The sequence below is a fragment of the Acidovorax sp. KPB24-07 genome (assembly GCF_057543315.1).
The window spans coordinates 1-12,696 of record NZ_BAAJYS010000098.1 but is presented as its reverse complement, the minus strand read 5'-3'; the positions used below and the strand labels follow the sequence as shown (position 1 = coordinate 12,696).

At 68.4% G+C, this 12,696-nt stretch carries 11 protein-coding genes; 8 read left to right on the top strand and 3 right to left on the bottom strand.

From position 1 onward, the window contains the following. The coding region (locus AC27IQ_RS12355) for a transporter substrate-binding domain-containing protein (protein ID WP_487089643.1) at positions 1–340 on the bottom strand (340 nt) is incomplete at its 3' end. 274 nt (positions 341–614) lie between these two features. Between AC27IQ_RS12355 and AC27IQ_RS12350 the strand changes: the two genes are divergently transcribed. Continuing rightward, positions 615–1,838 carry a D-amino acid dehydrogenase gene (locus AC27IQ_RS12350; RefSeq protein ID WP_487089642.1) on the top strand — a complete coding sequence of 408 codons (1,224 nt, stop codon included), beginning with the start codon at positions 615–617 and terminating at the stop codon, positions 1,836–1,838. 48 nt (positions 1,839–1,886) lie between these two features. On the opposite strand, the gene AC27IQ_RS12345 is transcribed toward AC27IQ_RS12350, so the two are convergent. Continuing rightward, positions 1,887–2,813, bottom strand: coding sequence for a LysR substrate-binding domain-containing protein (locus AC27IQ_RS12345; RefSeq protein WP_317351714.1), 927 nt, complete (start codon positions 2,811–2,813; stop codon positions 1,887–1,889). Positions 2,814–3,309: 496 nt separating this feature from the next. Here AC27IQ_RS12345 and AC27IQ_RS12340 point away from each other — a divergent pair, with 496 nt between their 5' ends. The 3 genes from AC27IQ_RS12340 to AC27IQ_RS12330 all read left to right on the top strand — a co-directional run bounded on the left by AC27IQ_RS12340 (position 3,310) and on the right by AC27IQ_RS12330 (position 4,745). After that, positions 3,310–3,621, top strand: coding sequence for a hypothetical protein (locus AC27IQ_RS12340; protein ID WP_487089641.1), 312 nt, complete (start codon positions 3,310–3,312; stop codon positions 3,619–3,621). Next, positions 3,608–4,267, top strand: a complete 660-nt coding sequence (locus AC27IQ_RS12335) for a hypothetical protein (RefSeq protein WP_487089640.1) — start codon at positions 3,608–3,610, stop codon at positions 4,265–4,267. Before AC27IQ_RS12340 ends, AC27IQ_RS12335 begins: the two co-directional genes overlap by 14 nt. A 157-nt stretch (positions 4,268–4,424) precedes the next feature. Continuing rightward, the gene (locus AC27IQ_RS12330) at positions 4,425–4,745 is read left to right on the top strand and encodes a hypothetical protein (protein WP_284429041.1); all 321 of its coding nucleotides are present in this window, start codon (positions 4,425–4,427) and stop codon (positions 4,743–4,745) included. A gap of 43 nt (positions 4,746–4,788) precedes the next feature. Here AC27IQ_RS12330 and polA read toward each other — a convergent pair whose 3' ends face one another. Continuing rightward, entirely contained in the window at positions 4,789–7,599 is a 2,811-nt protein-coding gene (gene polA, locus AC27IQ_RS12325; protein WP_487089639.1) for a DNA polymerase I, read from the bottom strand. A gap of 60 nt (positions 7,600–7,659) precedes the next feature. Here polA and AC27IQ_RS12320 point away from each other — a divergent pair, with 60 nt between their 5' ends. From AC27IQ_RS12320 to AC27IQ_RS12305, 4 genes are all read left to right on the top strand, one after another. After that, positions 7,660–8,013 (top strand): hypothetical protein, encoded by a 354-nt coding sequence (locus tag AC27IQ_RS12320; protein WP_284395038.1) that lies wholly within the window; start codon positions 7,660–7,662, stop codon positions 8,011–8,013. Positions 8,014–8,147: 134 nt separating this feature from the next. Further along, a complete protein-coding gene (locus AC27IQ_RS12315) occupies positions 8,148–9,098 on the top strand; it encodes a homoserine kinase (protein WP_487089638.1) in 951 nt (316 codons plus the stop codon). Between the two features lie 78 nt (positions 9,099–9,176). Then, positions 9,177–10,010 (top strand): BPSS1780 family membrane protein, encoded by an 834-nt coding sequence (locus AC27IQ_RS12310; protein WP_284429044.1) that lies wholly within the window; start codon positions 9,177–9,179, stop codon positions 10,008–10,010. A 324-nt stretch (positions 10,011–10,334) separates the two neighbouring features. Beyond that, complete coding sequence (locus AC27IQ_RS12305) at positions 10,335–12,278, top strand: PhoX family protein (RefSeq protein ID WP_272564549.1); 1,944 nt, start codon at positions 10,335–10,337, stop codon at positions 12,276–12,278. The last annotated feature ends 418 nt before the right edge of the window (positions 12,279–12,696 follow it).

Sequence of the window (12,696 nt, the reverse complement as noted above, 5' to 3'; positions counted from 1 at the left end):
CGCGCGCGGAGTTGTTGGTGGTGGAGCCGCATTCGAGGTCCACCGTGCCGTTGGTGATGAGCGGAATGCGGTTCTGCGACGTGACAGCCTGCAGCTCCACCTTGATCGCCGGGTTCTTGAGTTTGGCGCGCACCGCATTCACCACTGCGTTGGAGATGTCCACCGAGAAGCCGATCGGCTCGCCCGGGCCCGCCAGGTAGCTGAAGGGCACCGACGATTCACGGTAGGCCAGCGTGATCTTTCCCGAGTCGGCGATCTTCTGCAGGGTGTCGGCGTGGGCCGCGGTGGCCGCAGCGCACACGCCGCAAGCGAGGACGGCGGCAGACAGGAATGGCTTCATGGGGAACTCCTTGACGGGAACAAAAAGGGGAATGGAACGGTGCAGGTGCCCAGGCACTTTAGGAACTCGGTGCGGCTTTGAACAATTCATTCGGCAGCATGGGCCATGACGAAAAGTTATGCCATCCGCATCGGCCAGAGGGTCCCCATGCAATCTTCGCGCCCGGCGCCGGCGCATAACTTCCCGGCATGCCTGCCCCGCGGTTTGGCATTGTTCAAAGGCCGCGCGCGTCCCTAGAGTGCCCAGGACGGACAACCAACGGGAATCGAGCGATATGGATGCATGTGTGATGGGTGCGGGCATCGTGGGCCTGGCCACGGCCTACGCGCTGCAGCGCCAGGGGATGCGCGTCACGGTGATCGACCAGGGCCCGGTGGGCGGCGGCGCCAGCGGCGGCAATGGCGCACAGCTGAGCTACAGCTACGTGCAGCCCCTGGCCGATCCCGGCCTGTGGGTGCAACTGCCCAAGCTGCTGCTGTCGCGCGAATCGCCGCTGCAGGTGCGGCTGCAGCGGGACCCGCACCAGTGGCGCTGGGCCCTGCAGTTTCTGGCGGCCTGCAACGGCGCCACCTCGCGCCGCACCACGGCGCAACTGCTCGCGCTGGCGGCCCGCAGCCGCGCCGGGTTCGAAGCCATGCGCGCCCGCGAGGCGCTGGATTGCGACTTCTCCAGCACCGGCAAGCTCGTGCTGTACGGCACGCGCGATGGCCTGGCCGCGGCCGAACGGCAGATGGAACTGCAGCGGGCCTGGGGCAGCGAGCAGGCCTCGGTGTCCGCACAGCGCTGCGTGGAGCTGGAACCCGCGCTCGCCCACCACGCGCCCCACATTGCCGGCGCGATCCACACGCCCAGCGAGTGCGCGGCCGATTGCCAGAAGGTGTGCGATGGGCTGCATGCCCTGCTGGCCCAGCGCGGAGTGCGCTTCGAACGGGGTGCGCAGGTACAGGGGTTCGACCGGGCACAGGGGCGCATCGCGGCGGTGCGCACCAGCGCAGGCACCATCGAGGCCGACCGCTTCGTGCTGGCGCTGGGCAGCGGCAGCGTGGCGGTGGCCCGGATGGTGGGCGTGCACCTGCCCGTCTATCCGATCAAGGGCTACAGCATCACCCTCGACGCCCCGGCCGATGCACCCTGGGCGCCCCGCATGAACGTGACGCACGCAGGTCGCAAGGTCGTGTTTGCCCGCCTGGGCCAGCGCCTGCGCGTGGCCGGCATGGCAGAGCTGGTGGGCAACGACCGCCGCATCCGCCCCGAACGCATCGACAGCCTGCGCGCCACGGTGCGCACCGTGCTGGGGCACGAAGCGCCCGCCGCATCGCTGCACCCCTGGACGGGCATGCGCCCCGCCACGCCCACGGGCCTGCCCATCGCCGGCCGCGCCGCCGAGGCCGACAACCTGTGGATCAACACGGGGCACGGGGCACTGGGCTTCACCTTGGCGTTCGGTACCGCGGCCATCGTGGCCGAGCAGATGCTGCAGGCCTGCGCACCCGCCTGAGTCACGGCGGGGGAAGGCCGGCGCGCGTTCGCCGCCGCACTCGGCTTGTCAGTCGCTCTCCGCCAGGCCGGCCGACGCCAGCGTCTGCGCCACCGCGTCGCGCATGCAGCGCACCATGGTGTCCGCCAGGAGTGATGCGGGCCGGTTCACCATGCGCAGCGCCTTCACGGGCACCGCGATGCGCGGCGCGAGCGCCAGCACGTCGACCCGCGTGCGGTCGGCCGACGCCGCGGTGCACACATCCACCAGCGCCACGCCCAACCCGTGGTGCGCGAGCGCGAGCGCCGCGTGGTAGGTCTGCACCGTGAAGGCCGCCTGCAGGCCCACGTCGGCCTCGCGGCTGGCGTGGTTCACCATCGTGCCGAGCGGATCGTTCGCCTCCAGGCGGATCACCGGCGTGTGGGCCAGATCGGCCAGGTGCACCACGCCGGCCTGCACCACGTCCGCATCCAGCGTGCCCTTGGGCGCGATGCACACCACGCGCCCTTCCGCCAGCGTCTCCTGCACCAGCGAGGGGTGCACCAGCGCACTGAACACGAAGCCGATGTCGGCCTCCTGCAGCACCAGGGCCGAAACGATCTGCGGCGAGTGCAACGCATCGATGCGCACCACCACGTCCGGGTGCTGCGCACGGAAGGCCTGCAGCGCGCGCGGCATCACCTCGTGGCTCAGTGCCAGCACGCTCAGCACATGCAATTCGCCTTCGCGCTGCTGGCCGCGCAGGCTGTTGGCCAGGCGCTGCACGTCGTCGAGCTGGTTGAACAGCCGCTCGATGTGCGGGTACAGGGTCTGCGCCTCGCGCGTGGGCACGAGCCGCCCCTTCATGCGATGGAACAGCGCGAACCCCAGCTGCAGTTCGGCATGCGCGAGGATGCGGCTCACGGCCGGCTGGGTGACGTTGATGAGCCGCGCGGCCGCGCTCACGCTGCCGGTGAGCATCACCGCATTGAAGACTTCGATGTGGCGCAGGCGCATGGCAAAGGCAGGCTTTTTCGAGAGAAGGGCATCTGACCATATTGCATCAAAAAGCATCTGCATCCGCTGTGCGCAGGACGCAATTGGAAACAAATGTCGCGGTGCGGTCATGGGGTGCGGATAGGCTCGCCGCGGTGCGTGACAACCCACGGCCCCGGTGGCCCTGGGAGGCCTGCCGTCTCTCGACCCGTCGGCGCGCCGCGTTGCCCATTCCCCTGGATTCCATCCAGCCCGCTTCCCTTCCTTCAGAAAGAGACAAGGCACATGGCAGATTCAAGTGGCAGCGCGTGGGTTGCCCGGTTCCCGACCAGTACCTCCACCAGCGATCTGATCGCCAGTTTCCGCACCAAGGTGGACACGTTCATCGCCGCGCTGGAAGCCGGGGGCGCCTCGGTCTCCATCTCCGCCACGCTGCGCCCGCCGGAGCGGGCCTACCTCATGCATCACGCCTGGCGCATCGCCCGCGAAAAACGCGGACGCCGCCACGGTGCCCGCGATGGCGGGCGTGGACATCGAATGGGTCCACCGCGGTGCCACGGGCGCGGTCAATGCGGGCGCGGCGCGGGTCGCCGCCAACCAGATGGTGGCAGGCTATGGCATCGTGTATGCGCCCGCCCTGACCTCGCGCCATTCCGAGGGGCGCGCCATCGACATGACGATCACCAACTATTCAGGGAAGGCCTTCAAAGATGCCACAGGCACCAGCACCACTGTCACCACCGCTGCGCAACTGCATGCCCTGGGCGCGACCTACGGGGTCTACAAGCTCACGTCCGACCCGCCGCACTGGTCCGATGATGGCCACTGAGCGCATCCTCCCCCGCCGCCCCCTGAGCGGTACGGCAGGCCAGATGCCCGACGGCCGTTTTTTCAGCCGGTCCACGGCCTCGGTCCTTCTGGCGCTGGCGGGGCTGCTCCTCGGCGGCACCAGCGCGCAGGCCGACACCGCGCAGCCGGTGCCTTCGGCATCGCCCGTGTCCTCGCGCGTGGGCCTTCTCGACGCCCGCCGGCCCGACGCGCCCCGGCTGGTGCTGGGCCAGCTCCAGCCTGAAGGCGAGGCACTTCACTACCTTCGGCTGTCTCCGCCCATGGGCAAGAAGCCGGAGTGCTGCGTTCAGGCGGGCGCGGCGGTGCAGGACGCCTCCATCCTGCAATACCGCGGTGAAGACGCGGTCCCTGCGGATGAACGGGATGCGAAATTCCAGAAGGCGCCCGAAGAAGGCTTCGTGGGCCTGCTGCTGGCGAAGAACGCCGTGGTCTCCCGCACCCATGCCCACCGCGTGGTGCTGCGATGGCCGGACCGCAAGGCCCGCCTGCGCGTGGACCACTGCCTGTCCAGCGAAGGCATGCACGTGAAGGTCGCAGAGAGCGGCGCCAAGGGGCAATGGGTGCCGAAGGCGCATTACTACCTTCCGCTGGGAGCGGACGTGACGCCAGACTGTCCAGCCTCGTGAAGCGGCTTTCGACCTGGCATCGAAAAGGAACGCTCCGAGTCGCACTTTGCCTTTGAACGCATCAGGGCTCAGCGCCATTGGCATGCTCGTCTGTGTGGCCGTCGGTTTGGGCGCGCTCTGGACGGCTTTGCCGAGCCCCCGTGCGCAGCCGCTACACGTGGACACTGAAGGCATTCAGCGGCATGAGGACAGTGGAGCAGCCGACACCCTGGGCTGCGAAACGCTGTCCCTCACGCCAAAAGACGTAGCCACCTATTTCTCGACCGCCCACGAAGTCTCTGCCGCGACATTCCATGCCGAATCGATCATCCTTCCGTGCAGCTTCTCCGGCACGCTCATGAAAGGCGGGGCGAAATACGCGTGGCGCATCCACGCAGCCGGAGCGGGTTACCTGACGGCCGAGGCCACCGGCCAGACGCAGCGGTTTCTCTGCCAGGCCGCGTGCGAAAAGGCGCTGCCTGCGTTGATGGGGCAGTAAAGCCGGAGTCGGGCCGGCCCTGACCGGCCCCAGCCCGCCCGCCTCAGTGCGCCTTGTCCCAGTTCGGCCCCACGCCGACTTCGGCCAGCAGCGGGACCTTCAGGTCCGCCACGCCCGCCATCAAGCGGGGGATCTCGCGGCGCACCCAGTCCACTTCGCTCTCGGGCAGCTCGAACACCAGTTCGTCGTGCACCTGCATGATCATGAGCACGCCCGGCTTTTCGGCGTCCAGCACGTCCTGCACGGCGACCATGGCCTTCTTGATGAGGTCGGCGGCGGTGCCCTGCATGGGCGCGTTGATGGCGGCGCGTTCAGCGCCGCTGCGCCGCGGGCCGTTGGGCGAGTTGATCTCGGGCAGGTACAGGCGCCGGCCGAACACCGTCTCCACATAGCCCTTGGTCTTGGCCAGCGCCTTGGTGTCGTCCATGTACTGCTTCACGCCGGGATAGCGCTGGAAATAGCGGTCGATGTAGGCCGCGGCGGCCTTGGTCTCGATGCCCAGGTTCTTGGCCAGGCCGAAGCTGCTCATGCCGTAGATGAGCCCGAAGTTGATGACCTTGGCGTAGCGCCGCTGCTCGCTGCTGACCTGGCCGACCTCGACGCCGAACACCTCGGCCGCCGTGGCGCGGTGCACGTCCAGCCCTTCGGTGAAGGCATGCAGCAGCGAGGCGTCGCCGCTCAGGTGGGCCATGATGCGCAGCTCGATCTGGCTGTAGTCGGCGCTGGCGATCACACGCCCGGGCGGCGCCACGAAGGCTTCGCGCACGCGCCGGCCTTCCGCCGTGCGGATGGGAATGTTCTGCAGGTTGGGGTCGTTGCTGGACAGGCGCCCCGTCACCGCCACGGCCTGAGCGTAGTGCGTGTGCACGCGGCCGGTCGAGGGATGGGCCAGTTGCGCCAGCTTGTCGGTGTAGGTGCCCTTGAGCTTGGACAGGCTGCGGTGCTCCAGCAGCTTGGCGGGCAGCGGGTAGTCCTCGGCCAGCTTTTCAAGCACCTCTTCGTCGGTGCTGCGCGCGCCGGTGGCGGTCTTCTTGACCACCGGCATGCCCAGCTTGTCGAAGAAGATCTCGCCCAGTTGCTTGGGGCTGCCCAGGTTGAAGGGCTGGCCCGCGATCTCGTAGGCCTCGGTCTCCAGTTGCAGGATGCGCTGGCCCAGCTCGTGGCTTTGCTGCGCGAGGATGGGCGCGTCCACCAGCACGCCGTTGCGCTCGATGCGGTAGAGCGCCTCGCTGCTGGCCATCTCCAGTTCGTAGATGCCGCGCAGCTTGTCGTCGGCCTGCAACTGGGGCCACAGCACGCGGTGCACGTCCAGTGTCTGGTCGGAGTCTTCGCACGAATACTCGGCCGCCAGTTCGATCGACACCTGGCTGAAAGGAATCTGCTTGGCGCCCTTGCCGCACAGGTCTTCGTAGTGGATGCCGCTGCGCCCCAGGTGCCGCTCCGCCAGGCTGCCCAGGCCGTGCGGCCGGTGCACTTCGAGCACGTAGCTCTGCAGCATGGTGTCGTGGGCGTAGCCCTGCACTTCGATGCCGTGGTTGGCCAGCACATGGCGGTCGTATTTGACGTGCTGGCCGAGCTTCTTGCGCGTGCCGTCCTCCAGCCAGGGCTTGAGCCGCGCCAGCACTTCGTCGCGGGGCAGTTGCGCCGGGGCGTCGGGGTAGTCGTGCATGAGCGGCACGTAGGCGGCCGTGCCGGCCTCCACGCTCCAGCTGATGCCGACGATCTCGGCGCGCATCTCGTCGAGCGAGGTGGTCTCCGTGTCGATCGCCACCAGTTCGGCGGCCTGCAGGCGGCCGAACCAGGCATCGAACGCCTCCCAGGTGAGCACGGTGTCGTACTGCAGGTTGCTCACCTTGGCCGCGGCCACTTCGGCGGGCTCGTCGAACAGGCCGGGCGTGGGGTCCATGGCGGCGCCACGTCCTCTGGACGCCTTGGCGGCCCCCTCCTCCAGCAGTTCGGGGGCGGTTTCCTGGATGTCGATGGCCCGGGCCAGGCCCTTGAATCCGTACTGTTCGTAGAAGGCCTTGAGGGCCGCGGCGTCCTGCGCGCCGGTGGTCAGCGCGTCCAGCGACGGCAGGCCGGCCACATGCCCTTCCAGGTCGCAGTCGGTGCGGATGGTGACCAGCTGGCGCCCGGTGGGCAGCCAGTCGCGCGCGTTGCGCAGGTTCTCGCCCGCCACGCCCTTGATCTCGGTGGCGCGCTCCATCAGCGCATCGAGCGAGCCGTATTCCATGAGCCACTTGGCGGCCGTCTTCGGGCCCACCTTGGGCACGCCGGGCACGTTGTCCACGGTGTCGCCCACCAGGGTCTGGTAGTCCACCATCAGGTGCGGTGGCACGCCGAACTCGGCCGTCACGCCGGCGATGTCGCGCTTCTTGCCGCTCATGGTGTCGATGATGGTGATGTGCGCATCCACCAGTTGGCTCATGTCCTTGTCGCCGCTGGAAACGATCACCTCCACGCCCTGCCGCGCCGCGGTGACGGCGAGCGTGCCGATCACGTCGTCGGCCTCCACGCCCGGCACGTCGAGCACGGCCCAGCCCAGCAGGCGCACGACCTCGTGGATCGCCGGGATCTGGCTGCGCAGGTCGTCGGGCATGGGCGCGCGCTGCGCCTTGTATTCGGGGTAGATGTCGTCGCGGAAGGTCTTGCCCGAGGCGTCGAACACGCAGGCCGCATAGTCGGCGCGCACTTCGCGGCGCAGGGCCTGCATCATGTTGACCATGCCGCGGATGGCGCCCGTGGCCGGGCTGGCGGGGTCGCCCGGCACGGCCCGCAGGTCGGGCATGGCATGGTAGGCGCGGTACAGATAGCTGGAGCCGTCCACCAGCACCAGGGTCTTGGGTTTGCTCATAGCCGCAGATTGTGCCCCGCGCTGCGCGCCACCCAGGTGCTGCGCTCTACAATCCGCCCCATGCGCGCTGCCCACACCCTCCTCCTGCTGGCCCTCATCGCCGGCCCCGCCCTGGCCCAGACCCCCGATCAAAACGCGGCCCAGCGCACGACTGATCAGCGAGAGCAGCTACCAAATCAGGAGCAATCGGCAGGCCGTCAGAACCAGCGCGTCGAGCGCATCCAGGTCGAAGACGAAGGCAGCCGCGTGAACGAGCTGCGGGTGGGCGGCCAGACGCAGAGCATCACCGTGCAGCCCAAGACCGGCAGCATGCCCGAATACGAAGTGCAGCCCGGCGAAGGCGCCCGCACCCGCCCACGCAACGGCGCCGAAACCAACACCGCCCCGCGCGTGTGGAACGTGATGAAGTTCTGAGCCCCTGGCCGCCCGCCACGGCGCGGCCACCGGGCGATCGGGCGCGCGGCGGCTTCGGCTGCCTTCCCTGCGTTCGCACTTCCGTGTCTTTTTCCTCTCCCCTCCCTTTTCCTTTTCTTCGTTTGCGCTGAGCGATGGCCGTCTTCACCGAAGTCTCCAAGAAAGAGGCGCGCGACCTGCTGCGCCGTTTGCAACTGGGCACGCTGGTATCGCTGCGCGGGATCGAGGGCGGGATCGAGAACACCAACTACTTTCTCACCAGCGACCAGGGCGAGTACGTGCTCACGCTGTTCGAGCGGCTCACCGCCGAGCAGTTGCCGTTCTACCTGCACCTGATGAAGCACCTGGCGCACGCCGGCATTCCCGTGCCCGACCCGCGGGCCGACAAGCACGGCGACATCCTGCACAGCGTCGCCGGCAAGCCGGCCGCGGTGGTGAGCAAGCTGCGCGGCAAGAGCCAGCTGGCGCCCGAAGCCTCGCACTGCGCCGCCGTGGGCGCCACGCTGGCGCGCATGCATCGGGCCGGGCACGGCTACGAACGCCGCCAGCCCAATCTGCGCGGGCTGACCTGGTGGAACGAGACCGTTCCCGCCGTGCTGCCCCACGTGGGCGAGGAACAGGCCGCGCTGCTGCGCTCCGAACTGGCCTACCAGAACCACGTGGCGGCCTCCGCCGGCTATGCCGCACTGCCCCGCGGGCCGGTGCATGCCGACCTGTTCCGCGACAACGTGATGTTCGACGGCGAAGAGCTGACTGGCTTCTTCGACTTCTACTTCGCGGGCGTGGACACCTTCCTGTTCGATCTGGCCGTGTGCCTGAACGACTGGTGCATCGACCTGCCCACGGGCGCGCACGACGACGCGCGGGCCCGCGCGATGCTGGACGCCTACCAAGGCGTGCGCCCGCTGACCGCCGACGAGCGCACCCTGCTGCCCGCCATGCTGCGCTCCGGCGCGCTGCGTTTCTGGATCTCGCGGCTGTGGGATTTCTACCTGCCGCGCGAGGCCTCGCTGCTGACGCCGCACGACCCCACGCACTTCGAGCGCGTGCTGCGCGAACGCCTGGCACACCCCGTGCATGCCTGAACGGACGCGGGCGGCCCGCCGCCGGCCGCATGTCCCTGGCCCGTGCACGGCTTGGGGCCCCTCCACCACAATCCACCCATGAAACTCCACATCGTTCCCGCCCGTGCCGGCCTTGACTGGGTCCGGCTCGGCATCCGCGTCTTCTGGCGCCAGCCGATGGCGCTGGCGGCCCTGTTCTTCATGACCATGGCCGCGATGTCGCTGGCCACCCTGCTGCCCCTGATCGGCCCGGCCGTCGCGCTGGCCCTGCTGCCCTCGGCCACGCTGGCCATGATGGTGGCCGCGGGCGAGGCCACGCAGGGGCGCTTTCCCACGCCGGCGCTGCTGCTGGTGGCGTTTCGCACCGGGCGCCAGCGGCTGCGCGACATGCTCATCCTGGGCGCCCTGTACGCCGTGGGCTTTCTGGCGGTGATGGCGATTTCGGCCCTCGTGGACGACGGGCAGTTCGCGCGCGTGTACCTGGGCGGCGAGCAGCTCACGCGCGAGGTGGCCGAGGCGGGGGATTTCCAGGCCGCCATGTGGCTGGCCCTGGCGCTGTACGTGCCGCTGTCGCTGCTGTTCTGGCATGCGCCGGGCCTGGTGCACTGGCACGGCGTGCCGCCCGTGAAGGCATTGTTCTTCAGCATGGTGGCGTGCCTGCGCAACTTCAGCGCCTTCACCGTTTATGGCCTGGTGTGGACGGGCGTGTTCCTGGGCGCGGGCATCGTGGTCAGCATCGGCGTCACGCTGCTGGCGCTCCTGGGCCTGGGCAGCGGCGTGGCGGGCGGCATCATGGTGGCGACGGCGCTCATGCTGGCGGCGATGTTCTTCACCTCGGTGGTGTTTTCGTTCCGCGACTGCTTCGAGCCACCGGAGCGGCGCCTGGTCCCGCCTCCGTCCGAGGCCGCCGCCGAGCCGCCCGGCCCACTCTGACGCGCATGCCCTTCGGGGCCAGGCCACGGGGCCAAAGCCCCCGGGCCACCGCCGACCGGACGAGCGCAGTCCGGTCCGGCCGACGGGCCCGCACCCGCCCGTCGATCGCTCCGATCCCCTGCATGGGGCCCGAGGCAGCGGTCGATGCGGCCGCACGCGTCACGCGGCTGTCACCATTCCTTCAAATCGCTGTCACGGGCGATTCCTAGCATCCGGGCAGTGGAAGCGGCATTGCGTCGTTTCCGCGTTTGGCTCGCCGGCCTGCCGCTCCCCACGGCCGTTGCCGGCGGCGTATCGCACCCCTCTCCTTTCCGGAACAAAACGATGTCCCACACCCCGATGCCCACCCGCCGCAAGGCCCTGCAATTCCTCGCCGGCGTGCCAATGCTGCCGCTGGGCGCCAGCGCCTCCGCATCCTTCCTGACCGCCTGCGGCGGCGGCAGCGATGGCGCCACGTTCGCATCGGCCAGCTTCAGCTCGATGGCCGCGCCCACGCTGTCCAACCCGGCTGCCATGGCGACCACGTCCGTGGGCTCCACGATGAGCGTGAAGTTCAGCGACAACTCGGTGCAGAACTACCAGCTGGCCTACCAGCCCTTCTTCGTGACGGGCGACATGGTGTCCGATGGCAAGGGCGGCAAGATCCTGGCGGGCGGCTATGTGGACATCAACAACAAGGCCATCACCGACACCACCGTGGCCGGCAAGGAACGCCAGTTCTTCTCCGACTCGCCGGACGGCACCTCGCTGCTGACCGTGGCCAATGCCAAGGTGGACGGCGTGAAGGGCAACCCCGTGTTCGCCGTGGTGCAGTTCGAATACACCACCTGGGCGCAGGACGGCAAGACCGACATGTACGGCAAGCTGCCCTCCCCCATCGCCGTGCTGAGCCTGGACCAGGACCCCGCCACGGGCAAGCTGTCGCTGGTCAAGTACCACAACGTGGACACCTCCAAGGTGCACGGCCTGTGGATCACCTGCGGCGCGAGCCTGTCGCCCTGGGGTACCCACCTGTCCAGCGAAGAGTACGAGCCGGACGCCTTCACCATCGCCTCCAACGCGCAGTTCAAGGCCTACAGCAAGAACCTGTACGGCAGCGAGACGGCGGCCAACCCCTACCACTACGGTCACATGCCCGAAGTGACGGTGAACGCCGACGGCACGGCCAGCATCAAGAAGCACTTCTGCATGGGCCGCATCTCGCACGAGCTGGTGCAGGTCATGCCCGACCAGCGCACCGCGCTCATGGGTGACGACGCCACCAACAGCGCCTACTTCGTCTTCGTGGCCGACAAGGAAAAGGACCTGTCCTCCGGCACGCTGTACGCCGCCAAGGTCGGCGCGGGCTTCTCCATCGACCCCGCTGCCACCACGGCCGCGCCGCTCACCTGGATCAAGCTGGGCTCCGCCACCAGCGCCGAGATCGAGGCCCTGGCCGGCAAGCTCAAGCCCACGGACATCATGACCGTGGCCAGCGCCGACCCCAAGGACACGACCTTCACCAAGATCGTCGCCAACGGCAAGACCGAGTGGATCAAGCTGAACGCCGGCATGGAAAAGGCCGCCGCCTTCCTGGAAACCCACCGCTACGCCGCCCTGCTGGGCGCCAGCCTGGGCTTCACCAAGATGGAAGGCACCACGGTCAACGCCAAGGACAAGATCGCCTACTCGGCACTGCAGAACATCCAGACCTCGATGGTGGCGGGCAACGCGGCCAACGTGCCGGGCAACGGCATCTCGGTGCCCAAGCAGCTCGTGGCCGGTGCCGTGATGGCGCTGAACCTGCGCGGCGGCCAGAAGGACACCACCGGCGCCGCGATCAACAGCGACTGGATGCCCGTGGACACCAAGGCCCTGCTGGCCGGCGAAGACATCACGGCCGACGCGCTCGGCAACACCGCCAACCCGAACAACATCGCCAACCCGGACAACCTCAAGTTCTCCGAAAAGCTGCGCACGCTGTTCATCGGCGAGGACAGCAGCCAGCACGTCAACAACTTCCTGTGGGCGTACAACGTGGACACCAAGCAGCTGTCGCGCCTGATGTCGGTGCCGGCGGGCGGCGAATCCACCGGCCTGCATGCGGTGGACGAGATCAACGGCTTCACCTACATCATGAGCAACTTCCAGCACGCCGGCGACTGGGGCAGCATCCACAGCAAGGTCAAGGACACGCTGGACCCGCTGGTGCGCGCCAACTACAAGGACAAGTTCGGCTCGGCCGTGGGCTACCTGACGGGCACGCCGTCGCAGATGAAGCTGAGCTGAGCGCAGCCGCTCTCCCGGCATCGGAGCCGTGCCAGCGCGGCACGGCCGGTGCCCACCCAAAAGCGAGGCCCTGGCCTCGCTTTTTTTCATGGGATTGGCACACGGCAGCACCCATGGCGCACCGCCACAGAATATTGGAGCAAAAACCGGCTCCAGCACATATTCTTCTAGGGCATGCAGCTACAAAAATAATAGCAAATAGCATCTCCCATGGAGACCCGCTCTTTCCGGCCGCTCCGCGCATGGCGGTACGGGGCGAAGGGTTGTCTTCAAATGATAATAAATCGCATTCTTATAATGCCCGCTCACTCAGGCGCACCCCGGGCGCCGTGCTGCCGACCGGCGGCCGGATGCCCCCACCTTGCCGCCTGTTCCCGCTGCCGCTTCCACCGGCCGCTGCCCCCGGCCCGAGCCCCAG

Coding starts and splice junctions, on each gene's coding strand:
- AC27IQ_RS12335 (WP_487089640.1), top strand. CDS start 3,608: ATGATGGCCACTGAGCGCATCCTCCCCCGCCGCCCCCTGAGCGGTACG.
- AC27IQ_RS12320 (WP_284395038.1), top strand. CDS start 7,660: ATGCGCGCTGCCCACACCCTCCTCCTGCTGGCCCTCATCGCCGGCCCC.
- AC27IQ_RS12340 (WP_487089641.1), top strand. CDS start 3,310: ATGGCGGGCGTGGACATCGAATGGGTCCACCGCGGTGCCACGGGCGCG.
- AC27IQ_RS12350 (WP_487089642.1), top strand. CDS start 615: ATGGATGCATGTGTGATGGGTGCGGGCATCGTGGGCCTGGCCACGGCC.
- AC27IQ_RS12305 (WP_272564549.1), top strand. CDS start 10,335: ATGTCCCACACCCCGATGCCCACCCGCCGCAAGGCCCTGCAATTCCTC.
- AC27IQ_RS12315 (WP_487089638.1), top strand. CDS start 8,148: ATGGCCGTCTTCACCGAAGTCTCCAAGAAAGAGGCGCGCGACCTGCTG.
- polA (WP_487089639.1), bottom strand. CDS start 7,599: ATGAGCAAACCCAAGACCCTGGTGCTGGTGGACGGCTCCAGCTATCTG.
- AC27IQ_RS12345 (WP_317351714.1), bottom strand. CDS start 2,813: ATGCGCCTGCGCCACATCGAAGTCTTCAATGCGGTGATGCTCACCGGC.
- AC27IQ_RS12310 (WP_284429044.1), top strand. CDS start 9,177: ATGAAACTCCACATCGTTCCCGCCCGTGCCGGCCTTGACTGGGTCCGG.